General features: G+C 35.3%; 16 protein-coding genes and 1 tRNA gene. 10 read left to right on the top strand and 7 right to left on the bottom strand.

Annotated features, from left to right (window positions below; translation table 11 throughout):
- Positions 1–8 precede the first annotated feature (8 nt).
- Positions 9–2,114, bottom strand: a complete 2,106-nt coding sequence (locus LPC21_RS05440; RefSeq protein WP_229316162.1) for a TonB-dependent receptor domain-containing protein — start codon at positions 2,112–2,114, stop codon at positions 9–11.
- 136 nt (positions 2,115–2,250) lie between these two features.
- Between LPC21_RS05440 and LPC21_RS05435 the strand changes: the two genes are divergently transcribed.
- The 7 genes from LPC21_RS05435 (at position 2,251) to LPC21_RS05405 (ending at position 8,227) form a co-directional block, all read left to right on the top strand.
- Positions 2,251–2,661, top strand: a complete 411-nt coding sequence (locus tag LPC21_RS05435; RefSeq protein WP_229316161.1) for a DUF2721 domain-containing protein — start codon at positions 2,251–2,253, stop codon at positions 2,659–2,661.
- Positions 2,662–2,666: 5 nt separating this feature from the next.
- Positions 2,667–3,269 (top strand): alpha-ketoglutarate-dependent dioxygenase AlkB family protein, encoded by a 603-nt coding sequence (locus LPC21_RS05430; RefSeq protein WP_229316160.1) that lies wholly within the window; start codon positions 2,667–2,669, stop codon positions 3,267–3,269.
- 31 nt (positions 3,270–3,300) lie between these two features.
- Positions 3,301–4,113, top strand: a complete 813-nt coding sequence (locus LPC21_RS05425; RefSeq protein ID WP_229316159.1) for a sterol desaturase family protein — start codon at positions 3,301–3,303, stop codon at positions 4,111–4,113.
- A gap of 108 nt (positions 4,114–4,221) precedes the next feature.
- Positions 4,222–4,500, top strand: a complete 279-nt coding sequence (locus LPC21_RS05420; RefSeq protein WP_229316158.1) for a DUF2805 domain-containing protein — start codon at positions 4,222–4,224, stop codon at positions 4,498–4,500.
- 50 nt (positions 4,501–4,550) lie between these two features.
- On the top strand, positions 4,551–5,489 hold the full coding sequence (locus LPC21_RS05415) for an alpha/beta hydrolase (RefSeq protein WP_229316157.1): 939 nt from the start codon (positions 4,551–4,553) through the stop codon (positions 5,487–5,489).
- A gap of 57 nt (positions 5,490–5,546) precedes the next feature.
- On the top strand, positions 5,547–7,406 hold the full coding sequence (locus tag LPC21_RS05410; protein WP_229316156.1) for a M61 family metallopeptidase: 1,860 nt from the start codon (positions 5,547–5,549) through the stop codon (positions 7,404–7,406).
- A gap of 110 nt (positions 7,407–7,516) precedes the next feature.
- Positions 7,517–8,227: a DUF4369 domain-containing protein gene (locus tag LPC21_RS05405; RefSeq protein ID WP_229316155.1), complete on the top strand. Its 711-nt coding sequence runs from the start codon at positions 7,517–7,519 to the stop codon at positions 8,225–8,227.
- A 98-nt stretch (positions 8,228–8,325) separates the two neighbouring features.
- Here LPC21_RS05405 and LPC21_RS05400 read toward each other — a convergent pair.
- The 5 genes from LPC21_RS05400 to idi form a co-directional block, all read right to left on the bottom strand.
- Positions 8,326–8,402, bottom strand: a tRNA-Thr gene (locus LPC21_RS05400).
- Positions 8,403–8,480: 78 nt separating this feature from the next.
- The gene (locus tag LPC21_RS05395; protein WP_229316154.1) at positions 8,481–8,747 is read right to left on the bottom strand and encodes a hypothetical protein; all 267 of its coding nucleotides are present in this window, start codon (positions 8,745–8,747) and stop codon (positions 8,481–8,483) included.
- 152 nt (positions 8,748–8,899) lie between these two features.
- On the bottom strand, positions 8,900–9,361 hold the full coding sequence (locus LPC21_RS05390; protein ID WP_229316153.1) for a peroxiredoxin: 462 nt from the start codon (positions 9,359–9,361) through the stop codon (positions 8,900–8,902).
- On the bottom strand, positions 9,361–9,771 hold the full coding sequence (locus LPC21_RS05385) for a 6-pyruvoyl trahydropterin synthase family protein (protein WP_229316152.1): 411 nt from the start codon (positions 9,769–9,771) through the stop codon (positions 9,361–9,363). Before LPC21_RS05385 ends, LPC21_RS05390 begins: the two co-directional genes overlap by 1 nt.
- Before the next feature lie 10 nt (positions 9,772–9,781).
- The gene (gene idi, locus LPC21_RS05380) at positions 9,782–10,309 is read right to left on the bottom strand and encodes an isopentenyl-diphosphate Delta-isomerase (RefSeq protein ID WP_229316151.1); all 528 of its coding nucleotides are present in this window, start codon (positions 10,307–10,309) and stop codon (positions 9,782–9,784) included.
- Between the two features lie 151 nt (positions 10,310–10,460).
- Here idi and LPC21_RS05375 point away from each other — a divergent pair, with 151 nt between their 5' ends.
- The 3 genes from LPC21_RS05375 (at position 10,461) to LPC21_RS05365 (ending at position 14,023) form a co-directional block, all read left to right on the top strand.
- Positions 10,461–11,555, top strand: a complete 1,095-nt coding sequence (locus tag LPC21_RS05375) for a bifunctional methionine sulfoxide reductase B/A protein (protein ID WP_229316150.1) — start codon at positions 10,461–10,463, stop codon at positions 11,553–11,555.
- An 83-nt stretch (positions 11,556–11,638) separates the two neighbouring features.
- The gene (locus LPC21_RS05370) at positions 11,639–12,940 is read left to right on the top strand and encodes an amidohydrolase (protein WP_229316149.1); all 1,302 of its coding nucleotides are present in this window, start codon (positions 11,639–11,641) and stop codon (positions 12,938–12,940) included.
- A 15-nt stretch (positions 12,941–12,955) separates the two neighbouring features.
- Positions 12,956–14,023: a glycoside hydrolase family 130 protein gene (locus LPC21_RS05365; RefSeq protein WP_229316148.1), complete on the top strand. Its 1,068-nt coding sequence runs from the start codon at positions 12,956–12,958 to the stop codon at positions 14,021–14,023.
- Here LPC21_RS05365 and LPC21_RS05360 read toward each other — a convergent pair whose 3' ends face one another.
- Positions 14,024–15,586: an NAD(P)/FAD-dependent oxidoreductase gene (locus LPC21_RS05360; RefSeq protein ID WP_229316147.1), complete on the bottom strand. Its 1,563-nt coding sequence runs from the start codon at positions 15,584–15,586 to the stop codon at positions 14,024–14,026.
- Positions 15,587–15,602 lie beyond the last annotated feature (16 nt).

Below are 15,602 nucleotides of genomic sequence, written 5' to 3'. Positions count from 1 at the left end.
TTTTTATATTAGTTTCCTATAATTCCAGTTTCTTCTTTTTTATCCTTGTTCAATAAGATTGGGGTTTCTCTCGCCAATTTATTTTTAGTTGGAATCTTATAATTAATACTAAAACCAAAACGACGGGTATCCATTTTGTTGCTTAACAACAATGGCGTATTGTAAGAGTTGAACACAAATCGGTTGGTGTTAAAAATATCATCTGCATTAATTGAAATCGACAATTGATCGTTCAAGAACTTTTTAGACAATGACAAATCAACTGTATTGTTGAATGGCTTGTTGGCAATGAAATAATAGTAATTTCCTTTGGCAGTGATGTAACTAAAATTAGTAACGAACTTAATTTTACTTGGCAATACTATTTGCGACATCAAATTGTACACCCAGAATCCTTTGGTTTCTATCGCTGGTATTTGATGAAGTTGGTAAGCCGCATAGACAAATAAAAAGTTCATTTCATCTGGATTGACATTCATCTTCATCGTTTCGGCCAATCCTTTGGTAAACAACATATAGGGAATTGGCATACCAATATTAAAATTATGCACTTTAATTTCCGCTACGTTTTCGAAAGTATTAATCAAAATGTTTGAATTTAAACGAACGCGTTGTATCACTTGATTCTTAGCCGAACTCACAGAATAGCCAATAAATGCATAATCATAAGCACTCAACTTCACTTCATAATTATCAAAAATGGTAGGTTCCAAATTGGGATTTCCTTCATTGGTAAGATTTGGATTTTGATAACTCGTATTGTTTGGATTTAAGGCCGAAGTACTTGGCAAAGTAATTTTCTTATTGTAATTCAGATTAAAAAACACTGCCTTGTTAAAGTTATACTGTGCACTGGCATTTGGGAAAAATCGAAACTGATTGAATGGCGTCAAAGTAGTAGTATTTGTTTTTCCTGAAATACTATAATCCTCGGCTCTTCCTCCCAAAATAAAACTCATACTTTTGAATTTGGTTTGCAACTCAAAATACCCAGCAGTGGTTTTTCTCTCGTAATCTAAATTGGTGACCCCTCTGTTTTGAGTTTCAAAGTATAAGGCTTCATGCAAACTACCAAAACTTATTTTGCCTTCGTCAGAAAAAGCAATGGGTTGCGAATAATCAAATTTGAAGTTATAGAATTTTTGGTCTGAGGAATTATCTAATACAGCCGTTGAATTTCCAAAAGAGTTCAATACAAAATCGTTTTGATTGCGATTGAAATTGAATCTAAAATCCAATTTTTTAGTTTTGTCATCAAAACGTTTTTGGTAGGTAGCTACTGCATCTTGTCTCCATCCTTTAGAATCTGAATTATCGTTAGTCGAAAAACCAGGACCGTTAGACAGTGTTGTACTTCCATTATTATTATAATTTAAATCATAGTTCAATAATAAACGGTCTTTTTTCAAATCAAAAGTTACCGCTGATTTTACAAAATTAGTTCTCCCAGTTCTATCGGAATCTGTATTTGAAATTGGGGTTTGGCTTCCTGAAACTTCTTTCAGAAAAGAACTCCACATTGCACTTTCTCTGTAGTTTTGCCCCATATTCAATTGCCATCCAAAGTATTTGTTTTTGGCATTCAATAAAACGCTATTGTTAACTCTCCATCGCAAATGATCATAAGATGTTACATTAGTGCTATTAGTATAGGTAGCACTCAAAAAGTTCTTTGCATTTTTATTGGTGACAATATTTAAAATTGCTCCTCCTGAAGTGGCAGGAAATTCTGCTCCTGGCTGCGTAATAATTTCGATTTTTTCAATCGCATTGGCAGGCATCCCTTCTAGAAAACCATTCAATTCATTGGAGGAAATATTCAAAGGTCTTCCATCCATAAACACTTCTAATTGCTTCCCTTGGTACATCATTCCTGCTATATCTGAAGCGATTAAACCCGGTAATTTTTTCAATCCTTCTAAAACAGACCCAGAATTTAGACTTGGTTGATTAGCAAAATCAAAAATGGTTCGATCGGCGCGCTGCTCTATTGCTTTCTTGGATTTAGTAATGGTTACTTCTTTAAGTTCTTCTGCTTTTTTAGTGTTCTCTTGGGCAGCAAGATGGAGTAATGATCCGAAAAATAAAGCGGGTAAAATAAAAATCTTTTTCATTGTGATAATTTCGTTTGGTTCTTTAGACTAAAATCAGATCGTTTTGTTACAGTTGGATTGGAAGTTATTGGAAAAAAAATTAAAACTATGATAAAGAATACCGAACTTTGCCACCACAAACTATATTAATTGCATTATGACTATAGAAATTGGAACTCCTGCACTACTTTTCTCAGCAACCTCGTTAATTCTTTTAGCCTACACCAATCGATTCTTAACTATTGCTAGTATTATCCGTGGACTAAAAAAAGTATACAAAGAGAAAGAGAATAGCATGATTTTATTGGAAATCAAAAATCTGAATCTGCGCCTAACCTTAATTCGGTACATGCAAATGGCTGGAGTTTTATGCTTGTTTTTATCTGTTTTTGCCATGCTATTGTTGTTTTTTGACGAACCAGGAATCAGCATTTACTTCTTCGGATTGAGTTTATTGAGTTTGTTAATCTCACTTGGGTTATCGTTTTGGGAAATCAGTATTTCAGTCAATGCCTTACGTTTGCATTTAAGTGACTTATCTGAAATGGATCGCAAACAAATTAACTAACTAGTTTGGAATCGTTATTTAAATCGGAGCCCGTTGTATTGGATTTACCTGATGCCGAGATTATCTACTACCCGAAGTTTTTTGACAAAGAACAGTCTGATTCGATCTATGCCGAATTACTTCAAGGTATTGCTTGGCAACAAGATAACATTACAATCTTCGGCAAAACACATCCACAACCTCGATTGACTGCTTTGTATGGCAATGAAGGAAAGCCCTATTCCTATTCGAATATCAAGATGCAACCACATCCTTGGAATTCCCTTTTGCAAAAAATAAAATACTATATTGAGGAAACAACTGGCTGGCAATTTACCACCGTATTACTCAACCAATACCGAGACGGAAAAGACAGTAACGGTTGGCATGCCGATAACGAAAAAGAGTTAGGTATCAACCCAATTATTGCCTCGTTAAGTTTTGGTTCGGAACGGGTTTTTCAGCTCAAACACAATACAATAGCTGATGCTAAAAAGAGTATTGTATTAGAACACGGCAGTCTTTTATTAATGAAAGGAAGCACCCAACATTTTTGGAAACACCAAATTCCAAAAACGGCTAAACCCATTGGAACAAGAATTAACTTAACTTTTCGCTCCATTAAATAATTGTTTATATTTGGATTCAAATCGTTCCATTATGCAAACCATTATTGATTATTTTTCGACCATACCTTCTTCACACAGAAGCTTAATTTTAGTAGGAGGAATCACTATTTTCTGGCTGATTGAAAATGCCTTTCCTTTGTTTAATTTCAAGTACAAAAGATGGCATCATGCCGGGATTAATATCTTTTTTACACTCACTACCATAATAGTCAATTTCTGTTTGGCTTTTATTTTATTAAATGTAGCCGATTGGGCCTATCAAAATAATTTTGGAATATTACAATGGCTTCCTGAGATGCCAATAGCTGCCTATACAATTATTGGTTTATTACTATTAGATTTAATTGGAGCTTACTTAGTACATCTGGTAGAACACAAAGTAAAATTCCTTTGGGGTTTTCATTTGATTCATCATACTGACACATGGATTGACACCACATCAGCTAATCGACACCATCCTGGTGAAAGTGTGATTCGATTTGTATTTACAACCTTAGGTGTTGTGCTTGTTGGAAGTCCCATGTGGCTGGTGTTTTTATACCAAACCTTATCGGTTGTTGCCACGCAATTCAATCATGCCAATATTGCCTTGCCTAAAAAAGTAGATTTATTTTTGAGTTATTTCATTGTTTCGCCAGACATGCACAAAGTGCATCATCATTATGTAATGCCTTATACCGATAGTAATTACGGAAATATCTTTTCGATTTGGGATCGATTATTTGGTACTTTTAAGGTGCTTCCAAGAGAAGAAATTGTCTATGGTGTCGATACACATATGCATCCCGAAGAACATAATGAATTGAAGAATTTATTAAAAATACCTTTTCAGAAAAAAAAGTAAAGGGCGATTATTGAACTAATTATTTTTTTTATTAATATTGATAACTGATTTTAAATCAAGCTGTAGTAACGTTTAACAAATTAAAACTATTTGAATTATTTTCATCCAATGAAAAAGAGTAGCCGTAAAGAATTAAGTTGGGAAGAGACGGAAAAATTGATGACGTTGGCCCTAGAAGAAAGAAACCCTTTTGAAATTATTAAAAAAGAATTTGGCATAGTAGAAAAAGAGGTTTTAGAAATTATGAAAAAGAAAATGCCCGCAGAAAAATTCGAAATGTGGAAAAAGAAAGCGGCAGCCAACAAACCAAAACCAAAACCGGTAAAAATTGATGATTTTGACGACGAATTAGATGGCAAATATTACATCAAAAATAAATTAGACTAATATGAAAAACTCCTGAATAAACAGGAGTTTTTTTATTCGATAACCAAACTATGAAAAAATTACTTTATATACTCATATTGATTGCATCGTCAGCTGCTTTTTCGCAAAACAACCCACTATTTAAAACAGAAAACATTGCTATAAATTCACTGTTAAATGGGACTTTGTATACTCCATTAAAGCAAAATAACGCAACTAAGCTAGTCATCCTCATAGCAGGATCAGGTCCAACCAATAGAGATGGAAATCAAATTGGACTGACTAACAACTCTTTAAAATTGTTAGCGGAATCTTTAGTCAATAATGACATTGCCGTTTACAGTTATGACAAACGTATTTTTGCTCAAATGGCTTCTGGAAAATTAGATGAAGCTAGCCTTACCTTTGATAACTTTATAGATGATGCTAAAGCAGTGATACTTTATTTTAAAAATCAAAAAAAATACCACTCCATTACTGTTGCCGGGCACAGCGAAGGAGCCTTAATTGGAATGGTTGCGGCTAATGGAAATGCCGATGCTTATATCTCAATAGCTGGAGCCGGTCGTCCTATAGATGAAGTACTTTTGGAACAAATTGGAAAACAAGCTCCTTTTCTAAAAGAAGAAGTAGAAAAAAACTTAGCTACTTTAAAAAATGGAAATACCTTCGAATTAAAAAACCAAATGCTCGCTTCATTATTTAGAGCGAGTGTGCAACCGTACATGATTTCGTGGATCAAATACCATCCGCAAAATGAAATCAAAAAATTACAGATTCCAAGCTTGCTAATCAATGGTGACAAAGACATACAAGTGAGTGTGCAAGATGCACAACTATTGCAACAAGCAAAACCCAATGCACAACTCCATATTATTTCAAATATGAATCACATATTCAAAGTAATTCAGGGAGACGATATTGAGAATAAAGCATCCTACACCAATCCTGAATTACCAATAAGTACAGAATTATCGCTTATAATTTCTACATTTATACAGTCCTTATAGGTAAGTGTAACATTTACCTAAAAAAGAATACTAACAACACAATCAAAATAATTCAAAATGAAAAAATCAATAATTGCCCTTGCTTTAGTAGCTTTTCTTTATAACAGCTACACTGCAAACGCCCAAAAAAAATCAACTCCTACTCAAGATATTAAAGTAGGTATCGACCTGATAGATGTGAAAGACGACAAAGTAAAAGTAACCGTTCAAGCACCCAAAATCAAATCAGATAAAATTACCTACAGTATTCCTAAAATTGTTCCTGGAACCTATTCTGAGGATAATTACGGGAAAAACATTGAGGATCTAAAGGCTTTTGATGTTAAAGGAACCGCTCTAGCTGTTACCAAAACAGACGACAATACTTGGTCAATTTCATCTGCTAAAAGTTTAGCCAAAATCACCTATTTAGTCAATGATACTTTTGATACTGAAAAAGGTGGAAGCTTTGGAACTGATATTTTTTCACCAGCTGGAACCAACATTGAGGCAGGAAAAAACTTCATGATCAACACACATGGTTTTGTAGGCTATTTCCAAGACCAAAAAGACCTTCCGTATCAAGTTACCATCACGCATCCCGAAACACTTTGGGGAGCTACGTCTATGATTGACTCTGATGCTAGTGCTACTAAAGACGTTTTTAACACACCGCGATATGCTGAATTAGTTGAAAACCCAATTATGTATGCTAAACCCGATTACACTTCTTTTAATGTTAACGGAATGGACATACAAATTGTAGTGTATTCCCCTTCAGGTAAAGTAACTGCTGAAAGCATCACGCCTGAAATGAAAAAAATGATGACCGCTCAAAAAACCTTTTTAGGCAATATTAATTCTACTAAGAAGTACTCGGTTTTATTGTACTTGTCATCAATGCAACCTAATGATGCCAAAGGTTTTGGCGCATTGGAACACCCAACAGTTACCACAGTTGTATTACCAGAAATGATGCCTTTGGCTGAATTGCAAAAATCAATGATTGATGTCGTTTCGCATGAGTTTTTTCATATTCTAACGCCATTAACGGTTCATTCAAACGAAATTCAATACTTTGATTATAATTCGCCAAAAATGTCACAACATCTATGGATGTACGAAGGGGTGACCGAATATTTTGCCAATTTGTTCCAAATCAACCAAGGATTAATTGATGAAACTGATTTTTTAAATCGAATTGCTGAGAAAATGGAACAGTCAAAATCGTATAACGATACTATGCCTTTTACTACTATGAGTGCTAACGTATTGAAAAGTCCATACAAAGAGCAATACTTAAATGTATACCAAAAAGGAGCGTTAATTGGAATGTGTATTGATATTATTATCCGCGAAAAAAGCAATGGCGAAAAAGGTATTTTGAATTTAATGCAACAATTATCGAATGAATATGGTGTAACCAAAGCGTTTAATGACGAAGAATTATTTGCCAAAATTACAGCTTTAACGTATCCTGAAGTGGGTGCGTTTTTAAGTACCTATGTTTCAGGACCAACACCAATTCCTTACGAAACATTCCTTGCTAAAGTTGGAGTAATCAAAACGAAAGACAAAAAAGCGGGTAACGTTTTCTTAAAAGGACAATCGCCTTACATTACCGTTAATAAAGAAACCAAAGAAATTTTAGTACGACCTGATACTGAATTAATCGAGTTTTATACAAGTTTGGATCTTAGAGCCAAAGATATAATTATGGCTATTAACAACAAAGCCTATACTTTGGATAACATTTATGAAATGATTGGCGATAGCGAAAATTGGAAAGAAAATGACGCTATCACCATCAAAATTAAAAGAGACGGTAAAGAACAAATCATCACTGGAAAAGTTCATTTACCCTATGAAGAAATTGAAGGTTTGAAAGCTACAGACACTTCAAAATCCAATATGAAAAATGCTTGGATGAAAAGTTAAAAATAAATTAATTCCTCCAAAATCCCAATTTAGAAATAGATTGGGTTTTTTTTTAAAATTCAATCTCGCTTTCCAACAATTTTCGTTATTTTGCGGCAAAATACAAATACATGAAAAAAATTAGTATCGCTATCATAGCCATTACATTACTATTCGCCTGTTCTGAAAAAAAATCAGAAAACAACCTGCACCTAACAGGGAACATTAAAGGTTTAAAAAAAGGGACCTTATATGTACAACGAGTTGCTAATAATAAATTAGTCGCATTAGATACAATTGCAATCGATGGAAACTCCAATTTTGAAACTAATATCAACTTACAATCACCTGAAATGCTGTATCTATTCTTAGACAGAGGTGTCAGTAATTCTTTAGATAATAATTTATTATTCTTTGCTGAACCAGGAGACATTAGTATCGAAACAAATCTAGAAAACTACATTGCTGATGCAAAAGTAACAGGGTCAAAAAATCAAGATTTATATTATGAGTACAAAAAAGTAGATAAGCGTTTTCAAGATGAGAGTTTGACTTTAATAGAGAAAAAATTCAAAGCAATGAAAAGTAAAAATGAAATTGAATTGAATGGTATCATTGCTAAACAAGAAACTAACATTAAAAGAAAATACTTGTATGCAACCAACTTTGCCATCAATAATAAAGATTATGAAGTAGCTCCATATATAGCACTTTCAGAGATCTATGATATTAATTTAAAATATTTGGATACGATTCATAAATCCTTGTCACCAAAGGTTGTTCAATCACTTTACGGAAAGAAATTAACAGAGTATATTGCTTCAATCAAAAAGCAACAATAAAACAAACTATTCAAAATAAAAAAACCGTCAATTAATTTGACGGTTTTTTTATTGCCATTTAAGGCCATAAAAAAAACCACAACTTGCGTTGTGGTTTTTGGAGCCGGCGGAGGGACTCGAACCCACGACCTGCTGATTACAAATCAGCTGCTCTAGCCAACTGAGCTACGCTGGCAGCGTATAACGGGTGCAAATATAATTCTGAAATTTAATTTTCCAAAATAATTCAACACTTTTTTACCGTTTTTTTCGACTATAATTCGTTGATTTTAGCAATCAATTGATTAGCAGTTTGTTCCAATTCAACATTGATTTGTTTGAAGTGAGCTTTTTTGTTTTCAACGTTTTTAGCGTTTACTTTAGTGATCAATACATCAAAAGCTGCAATAGCTTCATCAATCAAAGCATTCGTTTCTGGTGTTGGAACTCCTGAAGTAGAAATTTCAAACAAATAAACTGCTTCAATAATATCTCCTAAAACGTAGTTGATGTCTTTCTTTAAATTCTTAACGTTTGCCATTTTATTTTTTATTTTAATTTGCGTGGGCAAAAGTACACATAATCTTTCTATTCCTTGCTACGAAATGTAAATTTCTAAAATAGAAGTGTTTCCATCTACATGAAAAATAATTAAAGTAGCCGATGCCTAGCAAAGGAATACGAGATTTTTTTTTATTGAGCAGCTATTTTTTTAACTGCTGCAAGTGCCTTTGAAAGGTGTTGACCTGCCAACATACTATTGAAAACCATTTGAATTATTCCATTCGAATCAATAACATAGGTTACTCTGCCTGGAAGCATTCCCAATAAAGCTGTTGGAACACCAAATAATTTCCTAATTTTTCTATTCGTATCCGACAAAAGCAAAAAAGGGAGTCGGTATTGCGAAGTGAATTTTTGGTGAGAAGCAAAATCATCGCCACTAACTCCTATCACCTCAGCCCCTAAATCTAAAAAATCTTCGTATTGATCTCTAAAACTACAGGCTTGTGCGGTACATCCTGGCGTATTATCCTTAGGATAAAAATAAAGCACCAATGGTTTTTTTCCAACAATAGTTGTACTGTCAAAAACATTGCCGTTGGTATCTGTCGTCTTAAATTGTGGAACTTGATCTCCTATTGCCAATGCCATTATTCTCCTTTATAGGTTACAAAATTACGCGGTGTTTCATATAAAACTACTTCCAAATCAAGGGCAGCTGGAATTCTTTTTCTCATTTTATTCCAAATTACCACCACAATATTTTCAGCTGTTGGATTCAACTCTTTAAATTCAGGAACATCCAGATTCAAATTTTTATGATCCATTTGATTTTCAACTTCTTCTTTGATGATATCCGAAAGGAATTTAACATCCATAACATAACCTGTTTCGGGATCAATTGGTCCAGTAACACTTGCAATGAGTTCGTAATTATGTCCGTGAAAATTAGGATTGTTGCATTTTCCAAAAACAGCATCATTTTGTTCAAATGACCAATCTTTTCTGTACAAACGGTGCGCCGCATTGAAATGGGCTTTTCGTGAAATCGTAACTCTCATTTGAAATAAATTAAAGGGTGTGTTCTTCTAGAAAATGATAAAATTGGTCAAAAATAATTTTGAACCAAATGGTATACAAATCGGGATTATTCTGAATGTCTGATTTTACTGCTTCAATTGGCATCCATTTCCAATCTTCAACTTCCTCTGTATTGATTTTAGGTTCATCATTGTAATACCCTATCATTACATGATCCAATTCATGCTCTGTCAATCCATTATCAAAGGGGGCTTTATAAATGAAATGAAACAATTCTTTCAAATCGGTTTGAAAACCCATTTCTTCAAAAAGTCGTCGACTCCCCGCTTGGATATTTGTTTCACCTTCACGTTGATGACTACAACAAGTATTGGTCCACAACAAAGGCGAATGGTATTTGTGATGCGCTCGTTGTTGCAACATGATTTCGTTTTTGTCATTCAAAACAAAAACCGAAAAAGCACGATGTAATACTGCTTTTTCATGCGCTTCCATCTTAGGCATCAACCCAATAGGCTCGTCTTTTTCATTCACTAATATTACATTCTCTTCGATCATATACAACTATTGATTGCCAAAAATACAAAAAAGATGGAGCATGAACGTTGAATTTTTATTTTAAACAAAGTTTAACGAATGTCTAATCAACAAATGAGTTAAATTTACATTGCTTTTATTTCAATTGCATTTTAATTTAAAATTCAAAAATATGAAATACTACTTTTTAGTATTGATCCCCTTGCTATTTTTAAATGCCTGTGGCCAAACAACAAATCAAAATAAATCCAATACCACAATTATGTCGAATACTATTTCTAAACCCGAAAATCCTTACTATTCCAATACCGATACGAGCAAACTAAACGTTTCAAATGCCGAGTGGAAAAAAATACTCTCTCCTGATTTGTATGCAGTTGCAAGAGAAGCTGATACCGAGAGAGCGTTTACCGGAACCATGTGGAATGACGAAACCAAAGGAACTTATTATTGTGCTACTTGTGGTTACAAACTTTTTGAATCCAACCAAAAATTCACCAGTAGTTGTGGCTGGCCTAGTTTTTTTGAACAAGAAAACAAAGAAAGTATCGTCTTCAAATTAGACAAATCGTACGGCATGATTCGAACGGAAGCGTTATGTGGCAGATGTGATAGTCATTTAGGACATTTGTTCAATGACGGACCGGAACCCACTGGAAAAAGATATTGCATGAATGCCATTTCATTGGATTTTGTTCCCAATGTAGATCCAAAAAAATCAAGTACAAGTTTGGCCACTATTACTTTAGGTGGCGGGTGTTACTGGTGTGTCGAAGCAGTATATGATAATTTAAAGGGAGTTCAATCGGTAGTTTCCGGTTATGCTGGGGGCCGAACAAAAAACCCAAGCTATGAAGAGGTTTGCTCTGGTACAACAGGACATGCCGAAGTGGTTCAAATAACTTACGATCCTACCCAAACTAATACAGACGAAATTTTTAAAGTCTTTTTCACCGTTCACGACCCAACAACTCTTAACCGTCAAGGCGCTGATGTAGGAACACAATACCGTTCCGTTATTTTTTATACTAACGAAAAAGAAAAACAAGAAGCGAAAAATGTGATAGCGGCTTTACAAAGTGCTCAAGTGTATGATAGTCCTGTAGTAACTACTATAGAGCCCCTCACTCAATTTTACAAAGCAGAAGAGTATCACCAAGACTATTACAACAATAATAAGAATCAACCCTATTGCAAAATGGTGATCCAACCTAAAATTGAAAAGTTTGAAAAACTATTTAAAAAGCGTTTGAAAAACCAAAACTAATCCACTAACCTAATTTTTGTCAAGGTAAAAGTGCCGATAGTTTTTGTATATTTGGTTTTTACACTTTTTAAAATAAGCACCAAATGAAAAAACTAATATTCTGTATTGCACTTACCCTAACTTCAATTGTTCAAGCTCAAAATACCGTTCTTAAAACAAAAATTGCGCAAAAAGCTGCGGCTTTAGAAAATCAAGTGATTCAGTGGAGACGTGACTTTCATCAAAATCCAGAATTAGGAAATAGCGAATTTAAAACAGCTGAAAAAATTGCCACCTATCTTAAAAGCATTGGTATTCAAGTCCAAACAGGAGTAGCGAAAACAGGGGTTGTTGGGATATTAAAAGGCGGAAAACCAGGTCCTGTAGTGGCCCTTCGCGCCGATATGGATGCACTTCCAGTGAAAGAACGAGTTAAGCTTCCATTTGCTTCCAAAGCCGAAGGAGAATACAACAATCAAAAAGTAGCGGTCATGCATGCTTGTGGACATGATACCCATGTAGCCATGTTGATGGGAACCGCAACTATATTATCTGAGTTACGCAAAGACATCAAAGGTACTGTCAAATTTATTTTCCAACCTGCCGAAGAAGGCGCCCCGGAAGGAGAAGAAGGTGGAGCCGAACTTATGGTGAAAGAAGGAGTATTAGAAAATCCGAAAGTAGATGTTATTTTTGGGCTTCATATCAATGCACAAACCGAAGTGGGTAAACTAAAATACCGCCCTAAAGGAACCATGGCTTCGTCAGATTGGTTTAAAATTAAAGTAAGCGGTAAACAATCGCATGGGGCTACACCTTGGCAAGGAATTGACCCCATTGTCACTTCATCGCAAATTATTTTAGGATTGCAAACCATTGTGAGTAGAAATATGGCGCTAACTGAAAATGCAGCTGTAGTTAGTGTTGGCCAAGTCAATGCTGGTATCCGAAGCAATATTATTCCTGAAGAATTAAATATGAGCGGAACCATCCGAACTTTAGATAAAAAGGCACAAGAATATATTCATTCCAGAGTAAAACAAATTGCAACAAACATTGCTGAAAGTGCAGGTGCAACTGCCGTAGTAGATATTACTAAGAAAACTCTTATTACCTACAATGACCCACAACTAACCGAAAAAATGCTACCAACTTTGGAAAATGCAGCGGGAAAAGACAATGTAATTTTAACTGAAGCCGTAACTGGAGCCGAAGACTTTTCTTTCTACCAAGCTAAAATTCCTGGACTTTTCTTTTTCCTTGGCGGTATGCCAAAAGGAAAGAAATCGGATGAGATGCCGTCTCATCATACGCCTGATTTTTATATCGACGAAAGTGGATTTGTGCTTGGCATGAAAGCAATGGCGAATCTAACCGTTGATTATATGAATCCTAGCGGAAAATAATTCAACTCTACGTGTATGAAAAACCTAATTGGTTTATTCTTGATTTTACAAGGCGCATTCTCAGTTTTCGCTCAACAACAAAAATGGGCTCTAATTGATTTTGTCAAAGTAGATAGCATCAACCCTATTCTTTCGCCAGATATAAAACAATCGTTTAGCTGTCCCGTGAGCAACAAGCTAGTCAATTGGGAAGAACGCAATGTATTGAATCCATCAGCCATTGTAAAGGACAATAAAGTATATCTTATCTATCGAGCGCAAGACAACCAAATGACTTCTCGTTTAGGATTGGCGATAAGCGAAGATGGTTTACATTTTAAAAAAGAATCCGAACCTATCTTTTTCCCCGACAATGACAACATGAAGGGCTACGAATGGAAAGGCGGAGTCGAAGATCCAAGAGTAATTGAATGTCCAGACGGTTCATATATCATGACCTATACTTCTTATGATGGAAAAATCGCACGATTGTGTTTTGCAACTTCCACCGATTTAAATCATTGGACCAAACAAGGCTTGGTTTTGAAAGACGAAAAATACAAGGACCTTTGGGCAAAATCAGGTGCGATTGTAGGAGAACGAAAAGGCAATAAAATCGTAGCTACAAAAATCAATTCTAAGTATTGGATGTATTTTGGTGATACCGATTTGTTTATGGCCTATTCGGAAGACTTGATTCATTGGCAGGCCGCAATCAATGAAGAAACTCAAAAAATGATTAGTGTACTTCACCCTAGAATGGGGTATTTTGATAGTCGATTGGTAGAGCCAGGACCCTTTGCTTTATTGCAAAAAGAAGGAATCGTTTTAATTTATAATGGTAGTAATGCGGCCAATTTCAATACCTCTGAATTACCAAAATTTACCTACGCTGCAGGCCAAGCTTTATTTGATAAAAACCAACCCTATAAGTTAATAGACCGTACACAAAGTTATTTTATCCATCCTGACAAACCCTATGAAAAAATGGGTGAAGTAAACGAAGTGTGTTTTGTAGAAGGATTGGTTTTCTTTAAAAACAAATGGTTTTTATACTACGGTACTGCCGACTCAAAAATAGCAGTTGCGGTTCGCAATAATTAGTTAGAGATTTAAACTTTCTGCAATTTTCAAGGCACATTTTTCACCATCAATAGCAGCAGAGATAATTCCGCCTGCATAGCCTGCCCCTTCCCCACAAGGATAGAGCCCTTTGATTTGCAAATGCTCCAAACTAATCCCATCTCTTGGAATTCTAACTGGCGACGAAGTACGCGATTCTGGTGCGTGCAAAATGGCTTCGTTAGTCAAATATCCTTTCATCGATTTACCAAACTCGGTAAATCCTTCGCGTAGAATCTGACTTAAAAACCCAGGAAATACCTGCCCCATTTCAACCGAAGTTGTTCCAGGTACATAAGAGGTTGCAGGTATACTTGAGGATACTTTATTTTGTGCAAAATCAACCATTCGTTGTGCAGGAACACGTTGCGTCTCTCCTGCCAAATGCCAGGCTTTTTGCTCAATATTCTTTTGAAATTCCATTCCAGCCAAAGGACCAAACTTTTCAAAAGGTTTGAAATCTTCCAACTTCAATTCGATGACAATTCCCGAATTGGCCGTTGCCTGATCTCTTTTGGAAGGTGACCAACCATTAGTCACCACTTCGCCTGGACTGGTCGCACAAGGTGCAATAACACCTCCGGGGCACATACAAAATGAATACATCCCACGACCTCCAACTTGTTTGACAATGGAATAAGGAGCGGGTGGTAAATGGTCGCCACGGTAATCGCAACTGTATTGAATACTGTCAATTAACGATTGGGGATGTTCAGCTCTAACACCCAAAGCGAAAGGCTTCGCTTCAATAAATACTTTTTTACGATCCAACAATTCAAATATATCACGAGCCGAATGTCCAGTAGCCAATATCAGTTTATTAGCCGAAATTGTATCTCCTTTTTGAGTGACTACACCTTGAACTTCATTGTTTTTAATCACAATATCAGTAACGCGGGTTTCAAATAAAACCTGCCCGCCACATTCGATAATCTTTTCACGAATATCCTGTATAATTTGAGGAAGTTTATTCGTTCCAATATGAGGATGAGCATCGACCAAAATATCAGGTGTAGCGCCAAAAGCAACTAATAATTCCAGGATTCGAGTCACATCGCCTCGCTTTTTAGAACGCGTATACAGCTTTCCATCAGAATAAGTTCCTGCCCCACCTTCGCCAAAACAATAGTTAGAATCTTCATTCACAATATGATCACGATTAATGGCTTTTAAATCCCGACGACGTCCACGAACATCCTTTCCTCTTTCGACCAAAATAGGTCGCAAACCCAATTCAATTAATTGCAAAGCTGCAAAAAGTCCTGCTGGCCCAGCGCCTACAACTATTACTTCTTGCTTGTTGGTTACATTAGGATAATCGGGAAGTGAAATGGTTGGCTCTTGAATCAATTCTCCTTGTAAATAAATGACCACTTTCAAATTGATCTTAATGGCTTTTTGACGCGCATCAATAGAACGTTTCAAAATAGTAACATGTTGAATATCGTTTACTCCAACCTTTATTTGTTTGGACAAATACTGTTGTAGCAAAGCGCCATCGGCTGCAATTTCAGGACTAACTTGAAGTAAAAGTTCTTGAGGCATTAATTAGTAATTTATA

Origin of the sequence: Flavobacterium ammoniigenes, assembly GCF_020886055.1 — a bacterium.
Taxonomy (GTDB): domain Bacteria; phylum Bacteroidota; class Bacteroidia; order Flavobacteriales; family Flavobacteriaceae; genus Flavobacterium; species Flavobacterium ammoniigenes.
The sequence above is the reverse complement of the archived record's forward strand: the minus strand, read 5'-3'. Positions and strand labels throughout refer to the sequence as shown.